We start from the raw sequence: 26,799 nt of genomic DNA, 5'->3' as shown, positions 1-26,799 counted from the left end.
CACATTGGGGCAGTTGTATCCTGAATAGTGATGGTCTGTGTAAATATTGTTGAGGTATTCAAACAAACATCTTTGGCTTCCCAGGTATTTGTATAAGTTCTGGAGTTGATACAAGAACCTGCTACAAAGCTTCCGCTTGTTTTGGTATACGTTACAGTTCCTCCACAATTATCAGTAGCTATTGGCGCTGCTGCCTGAGCAGTTGCCAAACCGGAAAGGTCACTGCATTCCAGAGTTACATTTAAATCATTAGCAGCTGTTGTCCACATTGGTGCAGTAGTATCTTGAATAGTGATGGTTTGTGTAAATATGGTTGATGAATTGTTACAAACATCTTTGGCTTCCCAGGTATTTTTATAAGTTCCGGAGTTGATACAAGAACCTGCTACAAAGCTTCCGCTTGTTTTGGTATACGTTACAGTTCCTCCACAATTATCAGTAGCTATTGGCGCTGCTGCCTGAGCAGTTGCTAAACCGGAAAGATCGCTACATTGTAAAGTTACATCTAGAGAAGCTGCAGCTGTTGTCCATGTCGGTGCAGTTGTATCCTGAATTGTAATTACCTGAGTAAAAGTAGTTGATAAGTTGTTGCAAACATCTTTTGCTTCCCAGGTATTGGTGTAAGTTCCGGAGTTGATACAGGAACCTGCTACAAAGCTTCCGCTTGTTTTGGTATACGTTATGGTTCCTCCACAATTATCGGTTGCGACTGGAGTTGCTGCCTGAGCATTTGCCAAACCAGAAAGATCACTACACTGTAAAGTTACATTTAAGGCATTTGTAGTAGTTGTCCATGTTGGTGCCGTTGTGTCGTTAACAGTAACTATTTTTTCACAAGTAGAACTGCATCCATTTAAAGTAGTAGTTAATAATAATTTAAACGTTGTACTACAAGTAGAACCAGCTAAAACAGTTACGTTTTGTGCATTTGAAGCAGATGTAATTGTAGCACCATTTGCAGTTGCTGAAGGCAAAGACCACGCATAAGTAGTCATATTGGCTGGAGCCGTATAAACATTAGAAGAAGACAAACATACAGGACCATAAGTACCAGCAATGGAACAACCAATAGGAGCATTTACCGTTATGGTTGCTTCACTTGTAGCAATAGCATTTCCAGAGCATAACCCTGAATTAGAAAATATTGCTCTGAATAATGTAGTTTCTGTTAAATTACCTGTATTATAAGCTGTTAAACCTGCAGTATTAGGAATATCTACCCAAACTGAAAATGGAGCAACAGATGATTGCCACTTACTTACAGTAGAATTAGCATTGAGACCGGTTATTGTTAAAGCGCTGCTAGCCCCTGAACAAATAGTCGCGTTTGGTCCAACTGTTCCTTTTAGTGGAATTCCAAAAGTAAGCGGGGTATTAATACATTGACTTGAATTAGGTGAGTTCCCGCTAACAGATGCTAATTTTGTAATATTGATTATACCAGGGTTATTTGGATCACAAATATTAATTCCTAAACTTCCAAAAGGAATATTAAACTCTAAAAATGTAGCACCAGAATTACAATTTGCGTTACCAGACTGCGCCGCAAGGCCTGGAGGAATAACGTTAGTTTGAGTTTTAACATTTCCATTTCCTGTATATAAAGTAAAACCATTTCCGTTAGAATTAATCTCTAAGATATATTCAGCACCAGCTACACTAATGGTTCCTCCAAATGAGTCTGATATTAATCCGGTTAAAGAATTATTATTGGTATCTAAGTACAATCTAAAAAGTGCTGAACCACCATTACCAATGTCCATACCTAATCTTAATACTTGATTTTGAGTGTCAACTTTAGCGTGAATCGTTCCAATTTGACACGTTGAAGAAGGACTAACTAATAATAGTGTGCTATAAACAGTGCCAGTTGTATATTCATCACCAACTGTACTAGGGCCTGGGCAGTAATCTCCATCATACGTATTTTGAGAATAGCCATTTGTAATAAACATTAAAAGTAACGCTATCAAAACGCCTTTAATATTAATGTTTTTAAAAAAATAAGTAATGATTTTCATAATCTCTAATTTTATTAAGTTAGGATTAAAATGTTTTTGACTTCTTGCTTTTTAAATTGAATTTTTGGGGATATTCTATTAAAAAACATTTTAGATTTATAGATTTGGAATAATGTAGTATTGTGATTATCTCAAATTTTTAACAGAAAATATATGAATCAAAATTATATGGATTGGTTTAATTATGTTTTTTTTATCTGTAACTAACCTGAAAAAACGTTTAAGTGCGTTTTTTTTGTTAAATAACTCACGTAAATTGTCTTTTTTAAAAGAATTATAACAAGAATAAAATGGTTTTTTGTATTTTTTTATTCCTTTTTTTAACTGTAATTTTATTTTAAATAATTGACAGTAAATATTTTATATGTTTAATCCTTGTGCTTTCATAAAATCGATAAAGGGATAATTTTAACAGATGAACAACACTTTTTTTTGAACTAAAAAAATCATTCTGTTTGATGTCCTTATAAAATTTCATCCAAAATGTTAACAGAATAAAAAAAACGTAGCCTATTGAAATTTCTTTTGTAAATTAGGAATTGAATAATTCTATTGGTATCTACATTTAAAAATATCCTTATTTATGAAAAATTTAATCTTAATACGTCATGCAAAATCAAGTTGGGATGCTCCTTTAAAGGATTTTGACAGACCATTAATGAAACGAGGGATTTTAGATGCCCATAGCGTTTCAGGAGCTATTTCAAAATATCTCCCCAAAACTTATATTATCTGGAGCAGTACTGCAGCAAGAGCTTCAGAAACAGCAATAATTTTTGCACAGAACTTATCTTATCCAATAGAAAGTATTTTATTCAGAGACGAATTGTACACTTTTGACGACAGACATCTTGAAAAAGTTATTAAATCATGTGATAATAGTTTAGAAAGCGTTATTCTTTTTGGACATAACGAGGCTATTACAAATTTTGTTAATAAATTTGGAGATGTTTTTATAGATAATGTTCCAACTTCTGGTTTTGTATCATTACAATTCGATTCAGAAAGCTGGGATTCGATAAATAAAGGCATAACCCATAAAACAATTTTCCCCAAAGATTTAAAATAAATAACGTGCACGAACAGAAATATATCGACAGAGAAAAAAGCTGGTTAGCATTTAATGCAAGAGTACTTCAGGAAGCAGGAGATAATACAGTTCCTCTTTTAGACAGACTGCGTTTTGTTGGAATTTTTTCAAACAATTTAGATGAGTTTTTCAGAGTTCGATATGCTGCAATCCGCAGATTGAGCCTTTCAGGTATTTCCGGCGAAAAATATTTAGGAGGTATTTCTGCTCATCAGTTAATTAAAGATATTACTGAAATCGTAATTCAGCAGCAATCTGAAAGTTTACGTATTCTAAGTAATATCGAAGCGGAACTGGAGGCTGAAAATATTTTTATCATTACCGAGGATGAAATTACAAAAGAGCAGGAAAATTATTTGAAAGACTTTTTTGTTCAAAAATTAAGCCCTGAATTAGTAACGATTATTTTGAATGATTTAGCCGAATTCCCTGTTCTTAAAGATACTTTAGGATATTTGGCAGTTCGATTAGAAATGAATAAAAATGACGAAATTCGTTATGCCGTAATCGAAATACCAAAGACAATTAATAGGTTCGTTGTATTGCCTTCAGATGATGAGAAGCATTATGTCATTTTAATTGATGATGTTATTCGACATAACCTCAAAAATATTTTTAATATATTCGATTATAAAAGTGTTTCGGCACACATGATCAAAATCACACGTGATGCTCAGTTAGACATAGACAGTGATTTGAGTAAGAGTATGCTTGAGAAAATTGCAACTTCTGTTAAAGACAGGCGAATTGGTGAGCCGGTTCGTTTTATTTACGACAGTCAAATTGAAGAAGATACTTTACGTTTCTTTTTGGATAAAATGAAAATCGTAGAAACAGATAGTATAATTCCGGGTGGAAGATATCACAATCGTCGTGATTATATGAATTTTCCTAATTTAGGAAGATACGATTTACTTTATAAACCAAATGAACCATTACCCATACCGGGTTTAAGTTTAGGAGGAAGTATTCTGGAGAAAATCAGTAAGAAAGACTATATGTTACACGCTCCATATCAGTCATTTTCTTACCTGACAAAGTTTTTGCGGGAAGCAGCACTAGATCCAAAAGTTACCAGCATAAAAATCACTTTATATCGTTTGGCAAAAAATTCTCAAATTATCAGTTCCTTGATAAATGCAGCCAAGAATGGTAAAAAAGTGACCGTTCAAATCGAACTTCAGGCACGTTTTGATGAAGCCAGCAATATCTCATATGCAGAACAAATGCAAACAGAAGGTATTGAGCTTATTTTTGGAATTAAAGGCTTAAAAGTACACAGTAAAATTTGTGTAATCGAAAGAGTTGAAGACGAAAAAACACGTCGTTACGGCTTTATTTCTACAGGTAATTTTAATGAAGCTACCGCTAAAATTTATACAGATGTAACTCTTTTTACCTGTAATCAGGGAATTTTGAAGGATATTTCGAAAATATTCGAATTTTTTGACATCAATTACAGAGTTCATCGTTACAAACATTTAATTGTTTCACCTCATTATACACGAAGCAAGTTTATTAAGCTTATAGACCGTGAGATCTTGCATGCTTTGGCAGGTAGAAAAACACATATAAAGTTGAAAATGAATAGTTTGTCTGATTTTAAAATGATCGATAAATTATATGAAGCAAGCAATGCAGGAGTAAAAATTCAGCTTCAGGTAAGAGGAATTTGTTCTTTGATCCCCGGAATTCCCGGAATGAGCGAGAATATTGAGGCAATCAGCATCGTTGATAATTACCTCGAACATACAAGGGTTTATATTTTTGGAAATGCCGGATTAAACGAAGTATACATATCATCTGCCGATTTTATGACAAGAAATCTCGATGGACGGGTAGAAGTTACGTGTCCAATTTATGATTTGTCTATTAAAAAAGAGCTGATAGATAATTTTAATATTGCTTGGAAAGGGAATGTAAAAGTGAGATATCATTCTTATAAATTAGACAATAAGTATAAGGCCCGAAATCATCATGCTCCTTTTAGGGCACAACTCGAAACATATAAGTATTACCAAAATAAAATAGAAATAGCTGAAGAAGCTGTTCAAAAAACAAACTTAACGACATAAAATTTAAATTTCAAATCATAAGTGAGCATGATTAAAATAAAAAAATATGCAGCAATAGATATCGGTTCGAATGCCATGAGGCTTCTGATATCGAATGTTGTAGAACAAGAAGGCAAAGAGCCTCAGTTTAATAAAAGTTCACTTGTTCGTGTGCCGATACGTCTAGGGCAGGATGCCTTTACGGTTGGTGAAATTTCGGCAGAAAATATAGACAGAATGGTTGATGCCATGAAAGCATTTAACCTTTTAATGAAAGTTCATAAAGTAGAAAGATATATGGCTTTTGCAACTTCAGCAATGCGAGAGGCTTATAATGCTAAGGAAGTTGTAGAGTTGATTAAGAAAAAAGCCGATATAAAAATTGAAATTATAGATGGAAAAAAAGAAGCGGCCATTATTGCTTCGACAGATTTGCATCATTTGCTTAGAACTGACCAAACTTATCTTTTTGTGGATGTAGGTGGCGGAAGTACTGAATTTACGCTGTTTTCTGATGGAAAAATGATTAATTCGAGATCATTTAAGGCAGGAACAGTTCGTTTGCTGAATAATATGGTCCATGATGTGGTTTGGGATGAGATTGAAAAATGGATCAAAGCAAATACCAAAGATTATGAAGAAGTTACCCTTATTGGTTCAGGAGGAAATATCAATAAATTATTTAAAATGTCAGGAAAGCAACAGGAAAAACCGCTTTCATACATATACATCAATTCACAATATGCCTTTTTAAATTCGTTGACTTACGAGCAAAGAATTGCTGAATTAGGTCTGAATTCTGACCGTGCCGACGTAATTATACATGCAACACGTATTTATCTCAATGCGATGAAGTGGAGTGGTGCCCGCCAGATTTATGTTCCAAAAATTGGACTTTCTGACGGAATCGTAAAAGCAATGTATTACGGTAAAATTTAAATTTAAAAGAAACACGCCACAGATTTTTTAATAATAGGAATCTGTGGTAAAATCATAATTCTTAGAAACAGTATTTTATAAATGAACAAGACTAGACTGGAGGCCTTTAGCGATGGGGTATTAGCTATTATTATCACCATTATGGTTTTAGAGATTAAAGTGCCTCATGGACATGAGTTTGCTGATTTAAAACCGCTTATCCCAAAATTTTTGAGTTACATTCTAAGCTTTATTTACGTCGGAATTTACTGGAATAACCATCATTATTTGCTACATAGTTTGTCTAAAGTAAATGCAAAAATTCTTTGGGCAAATATGCATTTATTATTTTGGCTTTCCTTAATTCCGGTGGCCACAGGATGGATGGGTGAACACAAATTTGCGCAGGCATCTATGACTTTATACGGAGCAGTTTTGTTTTTATCCGCAGTAGCTTATTTTATTTTGCAGAGGGTTATAATTGTGAATGAAGGAAAAAATTCGGTTCTGGCAAAGGCGATAGGCAATGATTTAAAAGGAATTACTTCTGCTGTTTTATATCTCATTGGTATTCTTTGTTCTTTTTACAGTGAATGGTTCTCAGGTGCCTCTTATTTATCGGTAGCTTTATTATGGCTGGTTCCGGATAAAAGAATAGAAAAAGTTTTTACATCAAAAAAATAATTAAAATTTGATGAAAGCTATTTTTCAGTCAATCCGGAATTTCTCTTCAGAAGAATTAAATCTTTTAGACCATTTCATTACGTTTAGGACACTCAGAAAAGGTGATTTTCTATTGACGGAGAATCAGGTTTGCAACGAAATTGTTTTCATCAAAAAAGGAATTCTTCGTTCTTTTTTTGTTAATCATAAAGGAGATGAAATTACAAATTGTTTTGCTTTTGAAAATGAATTTATGGCTTCGTTTGCCAGTTTTATAACCAAAGAAAAAGCAGAAGAAAATATTCAGGCTTTAACCGATACAGAATTACAGGTTCTGGATCGTAAAGCTTTGGAAACCCTCTACGAGTCGGGTTCTAATTGGCAGGAAGCAGGCAGAAAATTGACCGAAACAGAGTTTGTAAATCTAAATAAAAGAATGATTTCTTTTCAGAAATTATCTGCTGTACAGCGATATGAAGAACTTTATAAGAATCATCAAAAATACCTGCAGTTGATTCCACTTCAATTTTTGGCTTCTTATTTAGGAATCACACCAAGACATTTGAGCCGGGTTCGTAAGGCAATTTTATAGACATTTGTCCTGAAGATTTAATAAGGGTGTTAGTATTTTTGAACAAAAACTAACATGAAAAAAGTACTAATTATAAACGGACATCCAAATCCCTACAGTTTTAATTTTGCTATAGCAGAGCAGTACCAAAAAGGGGTACTTGCTTCTGGTGCAAATGTAGAAACCATTACAATTGCGTCTCTAAATTTTAATCCCAACCTGCAATTTGGCTATCAAAAACGAACAGAATTAGAACCTGATTTATCAGATGCCTGGAAAAAAATTCAGAATGCAGATCATTTGGTCTGGATCCATCCAGTTTGGTGGGGAGGTCTGCCGGCAATTACAAAAGGATTTATCGATCGCTTATTTTTACCCGGAATGGCATTTCAATATCGGGAAAATTCAGTTTGGTGGGATAAGCTCTTAAAAGGAAAGACTGCTCATATCATTACTACTTTAGATCAGCCCGGATGGTATTACCGATTTGTTTATGCAAGACCAAGTGTTAATCAGTTAAAGAAATGCATACTGCAGTTTTGTGGTGTTAAGCCGGTAAAAGTAAGTTATATAGGGATCATAAAAACTGCTGATGAAGAGCAAAGAGAAAAATGGTTGCAAAAAGTCTACACTTACGGATTAAGAAATAAATAGGTGTTGTTGAAAGAGGTATACAATATAAAAAATGGACTAACCAGGTAAATCTAATCCAAATGTTGAACGTAAAAGTTCAATGTTTGGGTTGATTTCTAATAATCGATTGTAGCGGTCCTGATCGTTTAAGTTTCTTTTGGTTTCTACAGTTTCATTTACAATAACTTCAATTGTGATGTCGTGATTATGTAAATGTCCTTTTAAATGTCCTAAAAGTCCGTTAATCTGGCTTTCAAAATCTAATTTAGAACCTTCATTAGGCAATTCAAGTGTAATTACTGTTCCGTTTAATTTTGGATCATTAATTAGTAATAACGATTCCATAATTTTGAAACCTTTTTCACCCAAACGCTGTGCATATTTGTTCCAGTGCAAAAGCATATCAGTTTCAGAAAATTCTTCTGTAAGCAGAACTGAAGAAGGTTTTATATAGGATTTACTTTGTGCCTCAAGCTCTTTTTTCTTGCGGATACTTGCCAGAGAAAAAGCAGAAACTTTAGGTTCACTACTAACTTCAGGTTTTGCATCGACAGGAGTTTGTGATGGTAGAATTTCAGCTGTTTCTATTTTTTGAGATCCTGCTGCTTCAGTCGAATTATTCGGGTTTTCAATTTTTGAAACCGGATTTTCGGATTCAGTTTTACTTTCAACGTTGGACTTTGGACTTTGAACTTCAGTTATAGAATATCCTCCATTTTTAAAATAAACGGGCGGAATTATGAATTGCTCAACTTTTTTTTTTCTCCATCAAAGTTGATAGAGGCCAATTGCATCAAACATAATTCGACCAAAAGACGCTGATTTTGGCTTAATTTATATTTTAAGTCACAATCGTTTGCAATGTCAATTCCTTTAAGTAAAAAATCCTGAGAACATTTTTGAGACTGAACTCCGTACATTTGTTGTGCCTGTTCACCAACTTCCAGTAAAGCTATGGTTGAAGGTGTTTTACTCACCAGTAAATCTCTAAAGTGAGAAGCAAGCCCGGCAATAAAATGATGTCCGTCAAAACCTTTTGAAAGTATGTCGTTGTAAGCAAGCAAAAGTTCCGGGATTTTATTCTCTAAAAGTAAGTCGGTAATTGAGATATAGGTTTCGTAATCTAAAACATTTAGGTTTTCGGTTACGGCTTGTCTTGTCAGGTTTGTACCGCAGTAAGAAACGACACGGTCAAAAATGGATAAAGCATCACGCATTGCACCATCAGCTTTTTGAGCGATAATGTGTAAAGCATCGTCTTCAAAATTGATGCCCTGACTGGCAGCAACATCAGCTAAATGTTCTTTAGCATCTTTTACCGTAATCCTTTTGAAATCAAAAATCTGACAACGTGATAAAATCGTCGGAATGATTTTATGTTTTTCTGTTGTTGCTAAAATAAAAATAGCATGTTTTGGCGGTTCTTCTAATGTTTTCAGGAAGGCGTTAAAAGCCGCCGAAGACAACATATGAACCTCGTCAATAATGTAGACTTTGTATTGCCCGGTCTGGGGCGGGATTCTAACCTGATCGATAAGACTTCGAATGTCATCAACCGAGTTGTTTGAAGCAGCATCTAACTCAAAAACGTTAAAAGCAAAATCCTCGTTTGGATCATCATATCCGGGCTGGTTTATTTTTCTGGCCAGGATACGGGCACAGGTCGTTTTACCAACTCCACGCGGTCCGGTGAACAAAAGAGCCGAAGCCAAGTGATTGCTTTCAATGGCATTTAGCAAAGTGTTTGTAATGGCTTTTTGCCCCACAACATCCTTAAAGGTCTGCGGGCGGTATTTACGAGCCGATACTACAAATTGTTCCATATTCTGTTTTATTCGATAGCAAATATAGGGTATAATTTAATGATTAAAAAATTTAAAAATTGAAAGATTTTAAGTGTTTTCAAGATTAGAAAGTAACATCTTTTTTTAGAGAAAGTTGTGTTTACAATTTGTACTTTTTACTTTTAATTATTTAGGGTGAAAATATTATGATTGATAATTTTGTAATAAAAAATGCACTATTTTTAATCCCAAACAAAATTCAGTTTTGAAAAAATAATTAAATATAATATCATTTATGAACGCAAAACAAATAGTTAAATTAAGTAACATCATCGGAATAACTTCAATAATTTTATTGGTTTATTGGGTTTTTACCTTTATAATGATTGAGGTTTTTGGTTTAAAAATATTTAGAGAAAATATGACTGAAACTTTTTATTTGAGTGTTTTAGGTATTCTTGCTTTGATGGTTGGTTCATTAATAATCAATTTAATGTTTAATTTGACCAGAATTGCTGAGAGAGATAATCAAGATTTAATAAATAATAAATCAAACAGATTAAGATTTATAACTTTACTTTTTATTTTTCCATTGATTGCCATAATTCTATTTGGAGGAGATTATCTAACTTCAGCTAAAAAGGAAAAATTATTAATTAAATCTGCTGAATCGATTATCGAAACCAACAAGGTTAATAGTGATAAGCTGGTAAATTATACTTTTTCAGAGAGCTATATAAAAGAAACAGCTGATGTACTAGAAATTTTATCTGGTACAGATAAAAATTTCCCAAGTGTAACCGTGATTGTTAAAGATTCAATTAAAGGCTCTCCTGTTTATTTGGGTTTTAGTGATTTTTTCGAAGGTAGTTTAAAAGATACAATACATCCGCAAAAAAGACGATATCTATATCAAACGACTAAAGAAGAAAGGGAATACTTAAATTCAATATTTGATAAAAATAGTAGCGAGTTACGGTATAGTGCCAATGATGGAACTTACGAATTGTTTTATCCATACAAAAAAAATGGAAAAACCATAATCATATATTTTTCTGAACAACAGCGTTACGGTAAATTAGGAAGCTAATTGAATTTTGATGTTCTTTTCCTTTTCTTTAAACAGACTCTAAAATTAGTTATAATAAAACATGCGACAATATAATTTTAAAAACAATATCCTCAATCTAAAAGTAAAAAAATCTCCAATCTTAGTTCGGGCAGTAATGTTTGGGTTAGCTTTTTCATTTTTTGTTTTTCCTGTATTAGGAGTAATTTCTGGTATTGCCGGCGGGAGTGGATTACATCTGGGTTATTTTATAGCAATAGGAATATTTTCTCTTATAGGATTTTATACATTACGAATTTCTTTATGGAATACGTATGGTGAAGAAAATTTTCAAATAGCAGAAAATAAAATCATTTACGAAGCCAACTATGGCTGGTTTAAAGATGGAAAAAAGGAAACTTTAATTTCAAATCCAAACTATTTTTCTGTACAGGCAGGATATGAAGAGGATAACGAATCGGTTTTGGTTATTGCTTCTGAGGAATCGAAAATAGAGTCAGTGGTAAAAATGCCAACAGTACAGTTGGAGGAATTAATTATGATTTTGAAAAAAAATAAATTTTAAAAATATAGATGAAAAAATATCTATTAATACCAGCTATTGTATGTTGTTTCTTTAAAATCCAAGCCCAAACTGCTCAGGATACATTAGATATTAAGCGTGTAGCTTTAGCTTATATTGAGGCACAGCATAATCCTAATCCAAAATTGATGGAAAGCGCTTTGCATCCCAGAATGGTTAAAAGATCGGTTTTTAGAAGTAAGGCAGCAAATAAAGATTTTGTTTCAGAGTTTTCTGCTGAAAATATGGTGATACTTGCTGAAACTTATAATGTAAAAGGAGATAAGTTTCCGAAAAATCCAAGAAAGGAAATTAAGTTACTGGATGTTTCGGCTAAAACGGCATCGGTAAAATTACTTGCAGATACCTGGATTGATTATATGCATATTGTGAAAACCAATGGCGAATGGAAAATTATAAATGTGCTTTGGCAGTATAATGATGTTTCGCAGCATGATTAAACAGGTTTTAAGCAGAGGAGACAATAAGATTTACGCAAAGTTTGCGAAGGTTAGTTTTTTATGTCATTTCTTTAAAAGCACATATTTCGATTACGTTTAAAGAAATGACATAGGTTATAAAATGTTGTTGTTTCTTTGATTTTGAAAACCATAATTTTCTTTTGAAAACTAAAGCCCTAGCCCTGATGGGAACGACATCCTTTTGTGCCGGGGTTGGGCACAAAAGATACAGTGGACAGCAGGAGACAGCTCCTGAAAAATCACCTTCCTTTTATGCTCAAATCGAATAGAAATTTTGCGGTTTCCTGATCTGAGTGTGTAGAAAAGCCTGCTACATAAACACCCTTTTTGCCCGAATTCGATTTAATTCCGTATACAACTGCCTCATCGCCAGGGTCTGATTCCCCTTCGTATCGATACACATGAACAATTTCAAATTTCTCAGGATTCTTTTTAATCATGTCTGCATTTCGATTAAAATCACAGGTGAATCCTTTTTCATTCAATTGATCTAAAGCTTTTGAAACAGTTGCGTAATGATACATTTTAGCCATAATAAATGAATTTAAATTAAGGATTTTAAAGATAACCAATTTAAAATTAAAACATTGCGAATTAAAAGGAAATCTAAAATCTAAAATTATTATTGTTAGTTTATAAATCGCTACTTTTGCGCCGCAGACCGCCTTATCGTCGTCTCGTCTTATGATGAGAGGGAGGAAAGTCCGGACACCACAGAGAAGCATAGCGGGTAACACCCGTCGGCGTTAGAAATGGCGCAAGGACAAGTGCAACAGAAAGTATGTACAGGTAGTGCTGTAGTGAAACCAGGTAAACTCTATGCGGTGAAATACCAAGTATATCAGCATTTAAGGGCTTCTCGTCCGTTGCTGAAGGGTAGGTAGCTTGAGTCTCGCAGTAATGCGGGATCTAGATAAATGATAAGGTATTGTTTCGTCTCGATGAAACAAGAACAGAATCCGGCTTACAGGTCTGCATTTTTTATATATTTGTGAGCAACTAACTTACTTTCATGAATATATCAACTCCAAAACCTTCATCTTCAAAAAACAAGAAATCTTTTTTTCGGGTAGTTGTTACGAATCTCACTTTCTGGGTTTTAGTCGCTATTATTACGGGTATTTTATTAGGACATTTTTCGCCGGATAATGGTATAAAAATGGAGAGAATCGGTAAAGGATTTATTGATCTTATCAAGGTGTTTATTGGCCCGATTATATTTTTGACAATCGTTTTGGGAATTTCAGGAATGGGAAACTTAAAGAAAGTAGGGCGAATAGGCGTGAAGGCTCTGGCCTATTTTGAAGTGGTTTCGACAGTTGCCCTGGCAATTGGTGTAACGATTGCTTATTTTTTTCAGCCTGGAAAAATTGATAAATCGGGGTTAGCGATTGGCGATGCAAGTCAGTATACAAAAGGTGCAGCAGAAAATTTTTCATGGCTGCAGTTTTTTCTTTCGAATTTTACTTTGCAGGTCTTACTGGCTGCAATTATTTGTGGAATAGCACTAAATTTTTATCAAAAAAGAGAACAGACAATCCTGATTCTTGAACGGGTTTCGAATGTCGTATTTACAGGTTTGAAATATGTGATGTATTTGGCTCCAATTGGTGCTTTTGGCGGAATGGCGTATACAATTGGTAAATTTGGCCTCGAGACATTGATTCCGCTTGGTAAATTGATGCTTTGTGTTTATTTGACGATGGCTTTGTTTGTGTTTTTGATTTTGGGAAGCATTCTTAAGTATTATAAAATCAGTATTCTTTCGATTTTAAAATATATTAAAGAAGAACTCCTATTGGTTTTGGGGACGTCATCATCTGAAGCTGCACTGCCAAGTATTATGATGAAGCTGGAACGTATGGGCTGTAGTAAATCGGTAGTTGGTTTGGTTATTCCGACAGGGTATTCTTTTAATTTAGATGGGACTTCGATTTATTTGTCGATGTCGGTTATTTTTCTCGCTCAGTTGTACGATGTGCATTTGAGTTTCTTCGAGATTCTGACCGTTATCGGAATTTTGATGATTACTTCCAAAGGTGCGGCAGGTGTTACCGGAAGCGGATTTATAGTTTTGGCTTCGACTTTAACCGCAATTCATAAAATTCCGGTAGAAGGTCTGGCATTTTTACTTGGAGTGGATAAATTTATGAGTGAAGCCAGGGCTATTACAAATTTAATTGGAAATACCGTGGCGACGATTATTATCTCAAAAACCGAACGTGATTTTACAGATCTGAATCTGGAAACTACTGTAGAAGCAGTACTTTAAAAAATTGGCTGTCATTTATTGTTTCTCGCAGATTATGATTATTGAGTAGATAAAACATTGTTTATATCTGCGAGAAATAATTTTTGATTTTTAGTTTTTCGTAAAAAACTACGATTCGTCTTTTGTTGTACGTACCAGGCTAATTCCTGACATAAAAAATACAATTCCAAGTATGCCGTAAATAATTAGTGACTTGATATCTCTTGTTTCGCCAGATGTACCGGCAAATATAACAGCTGTATAAATCAGGCCTACAATACCAAGAATGGTAAGCAAACCTCCGAAAAATCTTTTTAGGTTCATGGTAATATGTTTTTAAGGTTTACTACAAATTTATCTTAGAATTGCTAATTGTTGTTATACAATTGTTTTAGAAGCTTATATGATTTCAGGATAATTCCTAAGAAAATGTTTTAGGTTTTATTATTAGTGTTGTTTAAATCTTACTTTTGCTGAGATTAATTTTAAAGTCCAGATGAAAGGAAACATTTTTATTTATTTTATTTTATTTACAGCCTTAAATAGTACCGCACAAGAATTACGTCCTTTTGTTGGAATAGGAGGTTTTGTTCATTTGTATTCGTTTGAAAAAGATTTACAATCATCTCCTGCATTAAGTCTTTCAGCAGGTTTAGAATATAAAGTAGCCGGTTTTTTATCACCGGAAATAGAAGTAAATTATATGTATGGTAAGTATAAAGATAACGTAGATTCAATTGATTTAGGAAATGTTATAAGTGCTACTGACAGATCATTCTCTACTGTAAATTTTAGTTTCGGTCCTAAAATACTTTTGGGTGATTATGAAGATCCCTCCAGTGCTTATATACAAATAATTCCAAAGTATATGTACTCATTAATTAATGTCAGAGAAACTAGTGGTAATAATACAATAGGTTCTCCAATAACCGAAAGAAGTTTATCCGTTTCGTCCCATAATTTTGGATTGGGTGCAGGAGTTGTTATTAATTTTGACACCTGGTATTCAAATTCTTTAGCAATCAACGTATGTTATAATACTATTCGCGTTTCTGACTCTTTTGATAAATTAAATCCAGGAAAAGAACCTACAGATAATATGGGGGTTTATGGAGTAGAATTTAAATATTATTTTGGAGTAAAAAGACTTAAGTAGTCTGTTTTGTATGTTTAGTTTTTGGGTAATTATAAAGAAACTAATTTATTTTCATTATCCTAAGTAAACATACAAATCATCCTTCATCATCTTCTGTATCTTTTGCTGATAAATTGCCCGGAAGTTCTTCATCGTCATCGGTTGAATTCAATTCAAAGAAACTAAAAAAGGAACCGCCATAACTTTTCTGAAAAGAAAAATTACTCAAATGATCCATTTTGGTATACTTAGAATGTTCAATAATCATCATTCCGTCTTCATGAAGTAATTCTCTTTCGAAAACTGTCAGAACAATTTTTTCAAAAGCAGTCTGATCTAATCCATAAGGCGGATCGGCAAAAACAATATCATAGGAAGTTTTGCAGTTCTCCAGAAATTTATAAACATCACTTTTGGTTGCAGCAATATCAAAATCATATTCTGATGCTACTTGTTTGATAAATTTTACGCACCCAAAATCGCCATCAACAGATGTAATTGGGGCGCTTCCGCGTGAAGCAAATTCATAACTGATATTGCCGGTTCCTGAAAATAAATCTAAAACCTTTAAGCTATCAAAACTAAAATGATTATTCAAAACATTAAATAATGCTTCTTTACTCATGTCAGTCGTTGGTCTTACAGGAAGGTTTTTTGGCGGAAAAATGCGGCGTCCTTTGTATTTTCCAGAAATGATTCTCATGATTGAAATAAGATATAATGTTTTTGATTCTCGGCAGTTGTGAAGCTGTTTTTTTGTTGTAAAGGGCTTACATCCAAAAAGGATACATTTCGAATGTACTTATAAGCAATAGCATAAAATGGGTCATTTTTATGAATAGTACCCAATAATTCGAGTGGAAAAACTTCCGGATTTAAACTCAATTGCTCGGCTGTAAAAAGTAAATAATAAATAAAATCTTCCGGGGTATGATATTCAAAAGAATTGAATAACAGTAGTTTTTGATTTTGAACTACAATAATTTCAAAATAATCGGGATTAAAATTTACGATCATTTTTTTGTGATCATTATTCTTTGAAGCTTCAAGAATTTTTTCGACCAAAATACTGTTTACATGTTTGTAATCAAATGATCCAACATTGTCAATCAGGAAGTTATTGATGTTTACATACGGAATGTATACAGCATTCATTTCGTAATTTGAAATTTTATCGTAAGTAAAAAAATCGGTTTCAAAAACTTTTGTAGTGTATTGTAAATAACTCCCCATATAATCCTCATCAAAAAGTGCGGAAGGGACAAAAGTCGAAAGATTGTTATTATGAATGACCATAATTTCGTCATAAGAATCCTTTAGTTCCGGAAATTTTTTAAAAGCTTCTGCATAAGATTCTTCTATTGTAATTGTCTTTTTTGAAGTGTTAAATTGAACTTCATTAAACGTAGTGATAGTATTATTCAATGTATCGAAACAACAAAAAGAAAAACCAGACAGGGAAACCTGAATAGAAAGTTTTTTATAAAGTTTTGATGTAATATTGGTGCTTTGAAATGCCATAATTTTATTTACGATCCTTGCCTGTTGCAGTTTCAGGGAAAAATTTAATTCGATCACAAACTTACAAATAAAATAAATAACAATATCAATGTCAAAAATCAATGTCAATGTCAAAAATCAAAATGCAATATTAAAATTCAATATTAAAATTCAATGTCAAAAGTCAATTTCAAAAATCTAAATTAATTCTAATGTTTTTCCGTAAAAATTAAATATCTACAATGATTAAATTTAATTTCAAACTTGATATTGGTATAATTTTCAAACTATCAATGCTTTCAGAATTGTTTCTTGGAGATGTCATTGAAATTTGATATTGCTATTGACATTGATTTTGACCTTTGCCATTGCCATTTAAAAGAACGTACTTTGTATTTCAATTTTACCTTATGAATTCAGCATTATTTTATAGTGTTCTGCAAAAAAGATTTCCCTTTGCACCAACTTACAAACAGGATATTTTTTTTCAGAAAATTGCCATTTTTTTAACCGAACCTCAAAACGATACCATTTTTGTACTAAAAGGATATGCCGGAACGGGTAAAACAACCGTGATTTCGACCATTGTAAATAATCTTGGCGATATCAATAAAAAATTTGTTTTGTTGGCACCAACCGGTCGTGCGGCAAAAGTAATTGCTAATTATTCGAATACACCAGCTTTTACAATTCATAAAAAAATATATTTCCCTAAGAAATCATCGGGTGGAGGAGTAGCTTTTACCAAACAGGTCAATAAGCATAAAAACACCATTTTTATTGTCGATGAGGCATCTATGATTTCAGACAGTACGCTGGATAGCGGCTCTCTTTTGGATGATTTGATTAATTATGTGTATTCCGGAACCAACTGCAAAATGATTCTTTTGGGAGACACAGCCCAGCTGCCTCCGGTAAATTTAGACATTAGTCCGGCTTTGGATATTCAGACTTTGGGAATCCATTATGATAAAGAAATTGAGCATATTGAACTAGATGAGGTCATGCGTCAGGAAGAAAGTTCAGGCATTTTATTTAATGCGACCGAATTACGTGAACTATTGAAAGAATCGTTTATTACTGAATTCAGGTTTAATGTCAAGAAGTTCAAAGATATTGTAAGATTAACAGACGGTTACGATATTCAGGATGCAATTAATACTGCATACAGCAATTACAGTATTGAAGACACTGCTTTTATAGTACGTTCGAATAAAAGGGCAAATCAGTACAATGAACAGATCCGAACCAGAATATTGTTTAAAGAAAGCGAACTTTCGGTGGGAGATTTTTTGATGGTGGTAAAGAATAATTATTTCTGGCTAAAAGAAACCGATGAAGCCGGATTTATTGCGAATGGAGATATTATTGAAGTTTTGGAACTCTTCGGAATCAAAGAATTATACGGATTTACTTTTGCAAAAGTCAAAATCAGAATGGTCGATTATCCGGATCAGAAACCTTTTGAAACGGTTTTACTGTTGGATACTATAAAAAGTGAATCGCCGTCTTTAACGTATGAAGAATCCAATCGTTTGTATGAAGAAGTGATGAAGGACTATGAAGACGAACCAACTAAGTACAAAAGATTCCAAAAAGTAAAAGAGAACGAATATTTTAATGGACTGCAGGTTAAATTTTCTTACGCCATAACCTGTCACAAATCTCAGGGAGGACAGTGGAATACTGTTTTTATCGAACAGCCATATCTCCCAAACGGAATAGACCGTGACTACATCAGATGGCTTTATACCGCTATGACACGTGCCAAAAATAAGCTATATTTGATAGGATTTAAAGATGAGAGTTTTGAGGAATAAATCAGGACTCTTAATCTTATAAAGTTTGCAATTTGAAAACTTTTTAATATATTTGTTCTATGAAAATTCTTGTAAAGAAAACTATTTTATATTATATCAAAGAGTATCCAACTGCGTCTACACAATTATTAATTTGGTATAATGAGTTTTCTAAGTTTCCATTTAATAATTTCAATGAATTAAAACAGGTTTATGGAAATTCCAGTATTGTAAATAATAATAGAGTTGTTTTCAATATTAAGGGAAATGATTTTCGATTAGTGGTTTCTATCAATTTTTTGCAGCAGGCCTGTTATGTAATTTGGTTTGGAACACATAAGGAGTATGACAAAATTAATGTTGAAACTGTAGAATTTGATACTACAATTTTAATGGATAAAACTTTATAATTATGAATTGGAAAGTATTAAAAACAGAAGGAGATTATAACAAGGCATCGATGAGATTGATGGAAATTTTTCATGCAGAACCAAATACTCCGGAAAGTGATGAACTGGATTTGTTAATTGTTTTGGTAAAGGATTATGATGAAAAAAACTATCAGTTGCCTGAATTAGATGCATTAGAAGTTATAAAATATAAGATGCAGGAAAGAGGGATGAAGGCAAAAGATCTTGAGCCAATTATTGGAAGTAAAGGACACGTTTCTGCAATTTTATCAGGTAAACGTGAAATTACTTTAAAAATGGCACAGAAACTTAAAAATTATTTTAGTATTCCTGCGGATGTTTTTCTGCATAGTACTTAAAAGATTATTCATTTTTATAAGCTACTTTGCAATGACAACACTAAACGATTTACATTCGATTTCGTCAACGTTTTCGAATACAGATAAAATGCCGGTTTTGTTTTTGGGGCATGGAAGCCCGATGAATGCTATTGAAGAGAATCAGTTTGTGGCCGGTTTTCGTAATCTGGCTAAAACATTGCCACAGCCCAATGCAATATTGTGTGTATCTGCACATTGGTTTACCAACGGTACAAAAGTGACTTCGATGCAGATGCCAAGAACAATTCATGATTTTGGAGGTTTTCCACAAGCGCTTTTTGATGTGCAGTATCCTGCAAAAGGAAGCCCGGAACTGGCTTTGGAAACCCAAAAAATATTGGATCCGGTTTTGGTCGATTTAGACGAACACTGGGGTTTAGATCATGGGGCTTGGAGCGTAATTAAACATTTGTATCCAAATGCTGATGTTCCGGTAATTCAGTTGAGTATTGATTATACCAAATCAGGGCAATATCATTTTGAACTGGCTCAGAAACTGCAGTCGCTCCGTTACAAAGGTATTTTGATTATCGGAAGCGGTAATATAGTTCATAATTTACGATTGGTTGATTTCAGGAATTTTGATAAAGACAATTATGGTTTCGACTGGGCGATTGAAGCTAGAGAAACGGTGAACAATTATCTGTTGGATGGCAATTTCCAGCCATTAATAGATTACGAAAAAATGGATAAAGCAGTTCAGCTGGCGATTCCAACTCCGGAACATTATCTTCCGTTGCTTTATACGCTAGGCTTAAAGGACAAAACAGATGAACTGGATTTGTTTAATGATAAGTTATTAGCCGGTTCGTTGAGTATGACTTCCGTAAAAATCATGTAAAAAAAACTTTGTGAATCTCTGTGAAAGAGTTATTACACAAAGTCGCACAAAGATTTCACAAAGGCTCACTAATAAAAAAAATAAAAGATATAAAATGAAAATAATAGCTGTAATTCCGGCACGATATGCATCAACACGTTTCCCTGCAAAATTAATGCAGGACCTTGGTGGTAAAACGGTAATTTTAAGAACGTACGAAGCTTCTGTTGCTACAAAATTATTTGACGATGTATTTGTCGTAACCGATTCTGATTTGATATTTGATGAAATTGTTTCGAATGGCGGAAAAGCTATTATGAGCATCAAAGAGCACGAGTCTGGCAGTGACAGGATTGCAGAAGCTGTTGCGAATCTTGATGTTGATATCGTGGTGAATGTTCAGGGAGATGAACCTTTTACAGAAGTAGGTCCTTTACAACAGGTTTTGTCGGTATTTAAAAATGATGAAGAGAAAAAGATTGATCTGGCTTCGTTAATGCGTGAAATCACTGATGAGGACGAAATTAACAATCCGAACAATGTAAAAGTAGTGGTAGATCAGTCGCAGTTTGCCTTGTATTTTTCACGTTCTGTAATTCCATATCCGAGAGATAAGGATGCTGGCGTGCGTTATTTTCAGCACATCGGAATTTATGCATTTAGAAAACAGGCTTTATTGGATTTCTACAGCCTGCCAATGAAGTCATTGGAAGCTTCTGAAAAACTGGAACAGCTACGTTATTTAGAATTCGGAAAAAAAATTAAAATGGTTGAGACCACCCATGTTGGAATTGGGATTGATACGGCTGAGGATTTGGAAAAGGCGAGGGGGATTTTGGAGGCTAAATAATTTTAGTCGTAAAAGTAGACTGATGAAATTGATTCGCTTTCGCGAAAGCGCGGATTAAACCTGGTTTTGATTAATGATTATCCACAATATTGCCATTTTTAGGGACAAGGACAGGAGCGATAGCGAACTGGCGAAGCAATCTCTGCAAGTAACTCTACAATCTAAATCCTCAATCTTTATCGAGCTGCTAACGGAGATTTCTCCTTCGTCGAAATGACAAACTTGCGTAAAAACAAAAAAAGCTCCAAAATTTTGGAGCTTTTTCTATATCTGAAATATTCTAAATCTTAGTATAAGTTTGGAAATTTAGAAGGATTAACTTCATTCATCATCTCATAAACCTTTTCAAAAATATCTTCGGCAGAAGGTTTCGAAAAATAGTCACCATCAGTTCCATACGCAGGTCTGTGTGCTTTTGCAGCAAGAGTCTGCGGTTTGCTGTCAAGATATTTGTAAGCATCCTGGTCTTCCAGGATTTGCTGTAAAATAAAGGCTGAAGCTCCACCCGGAACGTCTTCGTCAATTACTAAAAGACGATTTGTTTTGGCGATACTTTTTACAATATCCTTGTTCACGTCAAAAGGTATTAATGATTGGATATCAATAACTTCACAGTCAATTTCTAATTCTAGTAACTCTCTGGCAGCTTGTTCTACTAATCTTAATGTTGATCCATAGGAAACAAGCGTAATATCTGAACCTTCTTTTAGAGTTTCAATAACCCCGATTGGCGTTTTGAATTCACCAAAATTCAAAGGTGTTTTTTCTTTTAAGCGATAACCATTCAGGCATTCAATAACCAGAGCTGGTTCGTCACATTCTAAAAGAGTGTTATAAAAACCTGCAGCCTGAGTCATGTTTCTAGGAACCAAAACGTGGATGCCGCGAATAGCGTTTATAATCATTCCCATTGGAGAGCCGGAGTGCCAGATACCTTCCAGACGGTGTCCTCGGGTTCTGATGATCAATGGTGCTTTTTGTTTTCCAACAGTTCTGTATTGCAGCGTTGCTAAATCATCACTCATTATTTGAATAGCGTACAATAAATAATCCAGATACTGAATTTCAGCAATTGGTCGTAAACCCCTTAAGGCCATACCAATTCCCTGACCAATTATAGTCGCTTCACGAATCCCGACATCGGCAACACGAAGTTCACCATATTTCTCCTGCATTCCTTCTAGGCCCTGGTTTACATCGCCAATATTTCCAACATCTTCACCAAAAATTAATAATTCAGGGTATTTGGTGAATAAGACGTCGAAATTATCACGAATAATCATTCGTCCGTCTAAATCCGGTTTGGCGTTTTCCGGATATTCCGGAAGTATCTTTTGAACAGAAAATACGTTTTGTTGGGATTCAGAATATAAATTGCTGCTGAATTTTGGCTGTGTAATTGCAATGTAATTGGTGATCCAGTTTGATAATAATACTTTACTGTCCGGAACTTCAATGAATCGCAATATTTTTCGTGCAATGACAAGCATTTCCTTTTTTAAAGGAGCTTTGATTGCTTTTAATTCAGAAATGTATTTTTGAATTTTATCTTTATGGTTAATGCTGGCAGCTGAAATTTGTTCTAATAAAGCCAGAAGATTTTTTTGATCTTCAATAATTGGATTAATAAATTGATTCCAAGCTTCTTTTTTAGCATCATAAACTTCTTTCTTAATTTCAGATTCCATCTCTTCTAACTCTTCAGGAGATGCAATATTAATGGCAATCATCCATAATCGCATCTGGCGAATACAGTCGTAATTTTTTTCCCAACCTAACCTTTCTCCATTTTTATAGCGTTCATGTGAGCCCGAAGTGGAGTGGCCTTGTGGTTGTGTCAGTTCATTCACGTGAATTAAAACCGGAATATGCTGTTCGCGTGCAATGGCACCGGCTCTTTCATAAGTAGAAACCAGTTCGGCATAATCCCATCCTCTTACCCTTAAAATTTCATATCCTTCTGAATCTTCATCTCGCTGATATCCTTTTAGGATTTCAGAGATGTTTTCTTTGGTTGTCTGATGTTTAGCGTGTACAGAAATTCCGTATTCGTCATCCCAAACACTCATTACCATCGGAACTTGTAAAACTCCGGCAGCATTTATGGTTTCAAAAAACAAACCTTCAGAGGTACTTGCGTTTCCGATAGTTCCCCATGCCACCTCATTTCCGTTTACAGAAAATTTATCTTTGATTTTGATTCCGTCAACTTCTCTGTAAATTTTTGAAGCCTGCGCTAATCCCAATAATCTTGGCATTTGTGCAGCTGTAGGAGATATATCTGCGCTTGAATTTTTTTGTTGGGTTAAGTCTTTCCAGGAGCCGTCTTCGTTTAAACTGTGGGTTACAAAGTGCCCGCCCATCTGTCTTCCTGCTGACATTGGGTCAAAGTCTATATCGGTATGGCCATATAATCCTGCAAAAAATTGTTTAGGAGTAAATTCACCAATGGCCATCATAAAAGTCTGATCGCGGTAGTATCCTGAACGAAAATCACCGTTTTTAAAAGCTTTTGCCATAGCAAGCTGCGGCACCTCTTTACCGTCACCAAATATTCCAAATTTGGCTTTTCCTGTCAATACTTCTTTACGCCCTAAAAGACTGCATTCCCGACTGGTAACTGCAATTTTATAGTCATTTAATACTTCAGTTTTAAAATCCTCGAAGGTTAATGTAGTATTGCTTTTTTCTGTAATCATAATCTGGAATGGTCATGTTTAGGTAGCGAAATTACTCAAAATCTACCAATAATCATAATTCATTAAAATAAATATAATTTAATTATTTATACTTAAATTCAGAAAAATACGTATTTTTTTTGATTTATTATTGCCTAAAACTATCGAAGTTTGATAATAATTCATGTTTTTGTTTAAAAAATATTAATTAAAACCATTTTCGGGTAAAAAGATTAATTAATGTTTTAGGAGATAATGTGATGACAAATCTTATTTTTTCGTTGTAATTATTTTGTGAAATTTCCCAGCCATTATTAGAATAGACCGGAAAATAAATTTCAAAATAGTCTGGTACGAGATTCAAACGGATACCGCTATCATACACAAAATGTTCGTTTTGGTGTTTGCTTTTCATGAAACCCACATCGCCATAGGCTTCTATCCAGTTCCATATAGAATAACTTGCATTTAGCGTTGTCATCCATTGATTTGCGTATCTGGGTTCAATCATAGATTTAAACCCGCCTTCGGCAATTATATATTGCTGACTGAAAAAGCCAGTACTTTCAGATCTTCCGTAAAAATTATAATCGAATAAATAATCCGTTGGACGATCCAGACCAAAACTGAAATAATCTGAATTTGTAGTGTTGTATAAAAAGCTTCCGACATATAACCTCAAATTTAATTTACGGTTGTTTTCAAAAAGCCTTCTGTATTCAATTTCTCCGCCCAGTTTTCCAAAATCTCCTGAAAACTGTGCATCTGTCATAAAGTTTAAATGATTAATCAATTCGGTTTTAGTATTCATGTACCGAAGATTAAAGACGGAATAATTAGGACTTGAATTGTCTGTAACATAGGCGCTCGCCTGCCGATTTACAATTACCTGTCTGGCGATAATAAATTGTTTTCTGTTGTCTCTGAAATCTTCTTCCCGAATTCTAAACTGTACCATAGGATTCAGCCTGAAATAGGTCGCATCCGGAGCATAATGAAAATAATTTTGACTTATAGAATACCTGATATTGTAAAGTTTACTGTCACGATAATAATGATTTAATGAAAAAGCGGATGATCCTGAGAGGGTTCCGGTCTTGAGTGAATAAGCAGGATTGATGTCAAATGTAAACGGCTTGTCTAATATAGTTTTGTTATGAAAACGGATTCCGGGCGCAAATCCGTCATAATAGTTATAACCAACCGTTGGGACATATAATATCTGATTGTAGTATGGGTCTTCTAAATCTTTGGCAAAATTAAATTTGATTGGACGATTTGTAAGCACTATACTTTTCAATGATTTCCAGTTGTCCCGCTGATTGTATTCCGGAACTTCATTGTCGTAATTCAAAACAATTTTATCTGCATTTTTTCTTTCGAAAATATAAATGGAGTCATTGTTTTTTGGCTCAATCCATTGTTTAAATACTATTTTGTTTTTTTTGAGGCCGTAAACCGGAATCGGGACAAAAACGTCTGTTTTGTTTTTTACAGAAAACCGGATACTGTCCTGGGTTCTGGAAACATCGGTAAATTTATAGTCGATAATTTCACGTGAACCGATGATAGTTTCAAAAAACCAGTCAATTTTTTTTGAGCTGTTTTTGGTCAGTATTTTTTCAAAATCATATCGGTTTGCCTGTTGTGTTTTGTTTAGATTATAGAACTCCTTAACACTTTCGGGCACTATATTATGATTTAAATAATTATCGAGATAACTGAGGCTTAAACCGGAACGGTACTTACTGGCAATCTGCTCATTGAATTTAATGAGTGTATTTTTTGGATCTCCCAATGGCTGATCCAGGTTTTTTCGAGCCATCAGCATGTAGTAGTAACTGTATTGCTCATTAAAAGTTAGATTGGTAATATTGTAGCTTTTAAAGAGTTTCATTTCAGATAGCCTGCCCAGCATCTTTTGATCCATGTGGTTTTCTTCCATGAATTTCATCATTGTATAAATCTGGATTCCGTCATAAATCCAGTTGTCTTTTCGCGGATCCAGAAGAAGACTGTACTGAAGATAATTGTTTAAAAAGGTTTTTAAAAAAGTAATTTCAAATATAAATTCATCCGAAAAAGGACTTATAAAGGAGGGTAGTTGATTTAACCCGTAAAAAGGATTTCGGTCATAATCTGCCTGTGAGACTGTGATTTTTTTATGTGGATATTTTCCAATAAAATTATTGGCAAAACTGATTATCCTGTTGATGATTACTGCTTTTTGTATCTCGTTCAGTCTTTTGTTTTTTAAATTTGAAAGAACTTCAAGTTCACCATTGCTAAAACTATTAAAAGTATTTTGTTTTTCAATAAATAAATTAAAATCGGTTCTGCTGTTTCCTGAAAAAAGATAAGTGCTGAACGTAGGGGAAGACGAATCCTTTGAAACAGAATCCAGATCTGTGTTAATAGTGTACTGATTTGGAACTTTAATTGCTAATTCGTAATCAGTTGCAGCGTTTGCAATATCATCAAGGTTATAGTTATGATATTTTATAAAATTATGATTTTCAAAACGGGCAGGGCTCAAAAACCAGTTTCTTAGATTCATTCCGCCGTTTTGGGTATAGCCGTAACGAGTAAATTTATCGCTTGGAATTTTAGAAATATAAGTAAGATGTAAATCAATTTTACTGTTAGGAGGTAATTTGTTTTTCAGTTTGATTATAATAAAATCCGGATTTTCACTGGTTCTTTGCCATTCTAAAGCCATAAATTGGGCATCTGTGAGTTCAAGTAGGGTTGTGTTTCCGCGTTCTTCTGGTTTAGCCAAATGAAAGCCTTTATAAAATTCATCAGAAAAACGTAATGCCAGAGGCGTATTTTTATCAGAGAAAGCATTATTCCAGTCATTTAAAACAATAAAATCCAAAGAATCGCCTGAAGTATTATAATAAGTAATATCCTGTTTTACGTGCAGTGTTTTAAGTTCAGGATTCACCGCCACCTCCATCTTAGACTGATGCTGCGCGAATTGTTTTAATGAAGACATCAAAACAATAACGAAAAGAATGATTTTAAAAAATGGTTTCAATGCTGGCTTAAAATTTAGATATATAACTTAAGTTACGGTCTTATGGCTGTTTTGGTTTTATTGTAAAAATAGTATAAAAAAAGCTGTTT

The 26,799-nt window shown here is 33.8% G+C and carries 25 protein-coding genes and 1 other RNA gene; 17 read left to right on the top strand and 9 right to left on the bottom strand.

Going from position 1 to position 26,799, the window contains the following annotated elements; translation table 11 throughout:
• Positions 1 to 2,021, bottom strand: a 2,021-nt coding sequence (locus FLACHUCJ7_RS19200) for an Ig-like domain-containing protein (RefSeq protein ID WP_317170930.1), incomplete at its 3' end; no start/stop codon positions are given.
• Positions 2,022 to 2,604: 583 nt separating this feature from the next.
• Between FLACHUCJ7_RS19200 and FLACHUCJ7_RS19195 the strand changes: the two genes are divergently transcribed.
• From FLACHUCJ7_RS19195 to FLACHUCJ7_RS19170, 6 genes are all read left to right on the top strand, one after another.
• A complete protein-coding gene (locus FLACHUCJ7_RS19195) occupies positions 2,605 to 3,090 on the top strand; it encodes a SixA phosphatase family protein (RefSeq protein ID WP_078228787.1) in 486 nt (161 codons plus the stop codon).
• A gap of 5 nt (positions 3,091 to 3,095) precedes the next feature.
• Positions 3,096 to 5,186 (top strand): polyphosphate kinase 1, encoded by a 2,091-nt coding sequence (gene ppk1 / locus FLACHUCJ7_RS19190; RefSeq protein ID WP_180910071.1) that lies wholly within the window; start codon positions 3,096 to 3,098, stop codon positions 5,184 to 5,186.
• A 27-nt stretch (positions 5,187 to 5,213) separates the two neighbouring features.
• A complete protein-coding gene (locus tag FLACHUCJ7_RS19185) occupies positions 5,214 to 6,104 on the top strand; it encodes a Ppx/GppA phosphatase family protein (RefSeq protein ID WP_031453195.1) in 891 nt (296 codons plus the stop codon).
• Between the two features lie 81 nt (positions 6,105 to 6,185).
• On the top strand, positions 6,186 to 6,767 hold the full coding sequence (locus tag FLACHUCJ7_RS19180; RefSeq protein WP_180910070.1) for a TMEM175 family protein: 582 nt from the start codon (positions 6,186 to 6,188) through the stop codon (positions 6,765 to 6,767).
• 10 nt (positions 6,768 to 6,777) lie between these two features.
• The gene (locus FLACHUCJ7_RS19175) at positions 6,778 to 7,338 is read left to right on the top strand and encodes a Crp/Fnr family transcriptional regulator (RefSeq protein ID WP_180910069.1); all 561 of its coding nucleotides are present in this window, start codon (positions 6,778 to 6,780) and stop codon (positions 7,336 to 7,338) included.
• A gap of 54 nt (positions 7,339 to 7,392) precedes the next feature.
• Positions 7,393 to 7,971: an NAD(P)H-dependent oxidoreductase gene (locus tag FLACHUCJ7_RS19170; protein WP_180910068.1), complete on the top strand. Its 579-nt coding sequence runs from the start codon at positions 7,393 to 7,395 to the stop codon at positions 7,969 to 7,971.
• A gap of 36 nt (positions 7,972 to 8,007) precedes the next feature.
• Here the strand turns inward: FLACHUCJ7_RS19170 and FLACHUCJ7_RS19165 are convergent, their stop codons facing one another.
• Both FLACHUCJ7_RS19165 and dnaX read right to left on the bottom strand, forming a co-directional pair.
• Entirely contained in the window at positions 8,008 to 8,352 is a 345-nt protein-coding gene (locus tag FLACHUCJ7_RS19165) for a DNA polymerase III (protein WP_078228781.1), read from the bottom strand.
• Positions 8,353 to 8,687: 335 nt separating this feature from the next.
• Entirely contained in the window at positions 8,688 to 9,773 is a 1,086-nt protein-coding gene (gene dnaX / locus FLACHUCJ7_RS19160; RefSeq protein WP_180910067.1) for a DNA polymerase III subunit gamma/tau, read from the bottom strand.
• 256 nt (positions 9,774 to 10,029) lie between these two features.
• On the opposite strand from dnaX, the gene FLACHUCJ7_RS19155 reads away from it, so the two are divergent.
• The 3 genes from FLACHUCJ7_RS19155 to FLACHUCJ7_RS19145 all read left to right on the top strand — a co-directional run bounded on the left by FLACHUCJ7_RS19155 (position 10,030) and on the right by FLACHUCJ7_RS19145 (position 11,826).
• A complete protein-coding gene (locus tag FLACHUCJ7_RS19155) occupies positions 10,030 to 10,824 on the top strand; it encodes a peptidase (RefSeq protein WP_180910066.1) in 795 nt (264 codons plus the stop codon).
• Positions 10,825 to 10,885: 61 nt separating this feature from the next.
• On the top strand, positions 10,886 to 11,368 hold the full coding sequence (locus FLACHUCJ7_RS19150) for a hypothetical protein (RefSeq protein ID WP_180910065.1): 483 nt from the start codon (positions 10,886 to 10,888) through the stop codon (positions 11,366 to 11,368).
• Positions 11,369 to 11,376: 8 nt separating this feature from the next.
• On the top strand, positions 11,377 to 11,826 hold the full coding sequence (locus FLACHUCJ7_RS19145; RefSeq protein WP_180910064.1) for a nuclear transport factor 2 family protein: 450 nt from the start codon (positions 11,377 to 11,379) through the stop codon (positions 11,824 to 11,826).
• Positions 11,827 to 12,086: 260 nt separating this feature from the next.
• Here FLACHUCJ7_RS19145 and FLACHUCJ7_RS19140 read toward each other — a convergent pair whose 3' ends face one another.
• Positions 12,087 to 12,380, bottom strand: coding sequence for an SH3 domain-containing protein (locus FLACHUCJ7_RS19140; protein WP_031453205.1), 294 nt, complete (start codon positions 12,378 to 12,380; stop codon positions 12,087 to 12,089).
• A gap of 120 nt (positions 12,381 to 12,500) precedes the next feature.
• Between FLACHUCJ7_RS19140 and rnpB the strand changes: the two genes are divergently transcribed.
• Positions 12,501 to 12,830: RNase P RNA component class A (rnpB, locus tag FLACHUCJ7_RS19135), an RNA gene on the top strand.
• Positions 12,831 to 12,859: 29 nt separating this feature from the next.
• Positions 12,860 to 14,119 carry a cation:dicarboxylate symporter family transporter gene (locus FLACHUCJ7_RS19130; RefSeq protein ID WP_180910063.1) on the top strand — a complete coding sequence of 420 codons (1,260 nt, stop codon included), beginning with the start codon at positions 12,860 to 12,862 and terminating at the stop codon, positions 14,117 to 14,119.
• 108 nt (positions 14,120 to 14,227) lie between these two features.
• On the opposite strand, the gene FLACHUCJ7_RS19125 is transcribed toward FLACHUCJ7_RS19130, so the two are convergent.
• Complete coding sequence (locus tag FLACHUCJ7_RS19125; protein ID WP_008467912.1) at positions 14,228 to 14,422, bottom strand: hypothetical protein; 195 nt, start codon at positions 14,420 to 14,422, stop codon at positions 14,228 to 14,230.
• A 172-nt stretch (positions 14,423 to 14,594) separates the two neighbouring features.
• Between FLACHUCJ7_RS19125 and FLACHUCJ7_RS19120 the strand changes: the two genes are divergently transcribed.
• Complete coding sequence (locus tag FLACHUCJ7_RS19120) at positions 14,595 to 15,254, top strand: hypothetical protein (protein WP_180910062.1); 660 nt, start codon at positions 14,595 to 14,597, stop codon at positions 15,252 to 15,254.
• 76 nt (positions 15,255 to 15,330) lie between these two features.
• On the opposite strand, the gene FLACHUCJ7_RS19115 is transcribed toward FLACHUCJ7_RS19120, so the two are convergent.
• Positions 15,331 to 15,936 carry an RsmD family RNA methyltransferase gene (locus FLACHUCJ7_RS19115; protein ID WP_180910061.1) on the bottom strand — a complete coding sequence of 202 codons (606 nt, stop codon included), beginning with the start codon at positions 15,934 to 15,936 and terminating at the stop codon, positions 15,331 to 15,333.
• Positions 15,933 to 16,754 carry a DUF3822 family protein gene (locus tag FLACHUCJ7_RS19110; protein WP_078228869.1) on the bottom strand — a complete coding sequence of 274 codons (822 nt, stop codon included), beginning with the start codon at positions 16,752 to 16,754 and terminating at the stop codon, positions 15,933 to 15,935. The genes FLACHUCJ7_RS19115 and FLACHUCJ7_RS19110 overlap by 4 nt, the downstream gene beginning before the upstream one ends.
• Positions 16,755 to 17,143: 389 nt before the next feature.
• On the opposite strand from FLACHUCJ7_RS19110, the gene FLACHUCJ7_RS19105 reads away from it, so the two are divergent.
• From FLACHUCJ7_RS19105 to kdsB, 5 genes are all read left to right on the top strand, one after another.
• The gene (locus FLACHUCJ7_RS19105; protein WP_078228765.1) at positions 17,144 to 18,553 is read left to right on the top strand and encodes an ATP-dependent DNA helicase; all 1,410 of its coding nucleotides are present in this window, start codon (positions 17,144 to 17,146) and stop codon (positions 18,551 to 18,553) included.
• A gap of 59 nt (positions 18,554 to 18,612) precedes the next feature.
• Positions 18,613 to 18,942, top strand: a complete 330-nt coding sequence (locus FLACHUCJ7_RS19100; RefSeq protein WP_078228763.1) for a type II toxin-antitoxin system HigB family toxin — start codon at positions 18,613 to 18,615, stop codon at positions 18,940 to 18,942.
• A 2-nt stretch (positions 18,943 to 18,944) separates the two neighbouring features.
• A complete protein-coding gene (locus FLACHUCJ7_RS19095; protein WP_180910060.1) occupies positions 18,945 to 19,301 on the top strand; it encodes a helix-turn-helix domain-containing protein in 357 nt (118 codons plus the stop codon).
• Positions 19,302 to 19,332: 31 nt separating this feature from the next.
• Positions 19,333 to 20,163, top strand: a complete 831-nt coding sequence (gene ygiD / locus FLACHUCJ7_RS19090) for a 4,5-DOPA-extradiol-dioxygenase (protein ID WP_180910059.1) — start codon at positions 19,333 to 19,335, stop codon at positions 20,161 to 20,163.
• 94 nt (positions 20,164 to 20,257) lie between these two features.
• The gene (kdsB, locus tag FLACHUCJ7_RS19085; protein WP_180910058.1) at positions 20,258 to 20,992 is read left to right on the top strand and encodes a 3-deoxy-manno-octulosonate cytidylyltransferase; all 735 of its coding nucleotides are present in this window, start codon (positions 20,258 to 20,260) and stop codon (positions 20,990 to 20,992) included.
• A 287-nt stretch (positions 20,993 to 21,279) separates the two neighbouring features.
• Here kdsB and FLACHUCJ7_RS19080 read toward each other — a convergent pair whose 3' ends face one another.
• The gene (locus tag FLACHUCJ7_RS19080) at positions 21,280 to 23,691 is read right to left on the bottom strand and encodes an alpha-ketoacid dehydrogenase subunit alpha/beta (protein WP_180910057.1); all 2,412 of its coding nucleotides are present in this window, start codon (positions 23,689 to 23,691) and stop codon (positions 21,280 to 21,282) included.
• Positions 23,692 to 23,878: 187 nt separating this feature from the next.
• Complete coding sequence (locus tag FLACHUCJ7_RS19075) at positions 23,879 to 26,629, bottom strand: gluzincin family metallopeptidase (protein WP_180910080.1); 2,751 nt, start codon at positions 26,627 to 26,629, stop codon at positions 23,879 to 23,881.
• Positions 26,630 to 26,799 lie beyond the last annotated feature (170 nt).

The organism is Flavobacterium salmonis (assembly GCF_903819435.1).
Taxonomy (GTDB): Bacteria; Bacteroidota; Bacteroidia; order Flavobacteriales; family Flavobacteriaceae; genus Flavobacterium; species Flavobacterium chungangense.
This window is presented reverse-complemented; position numbering and strand designations above follow the sequence as displayed.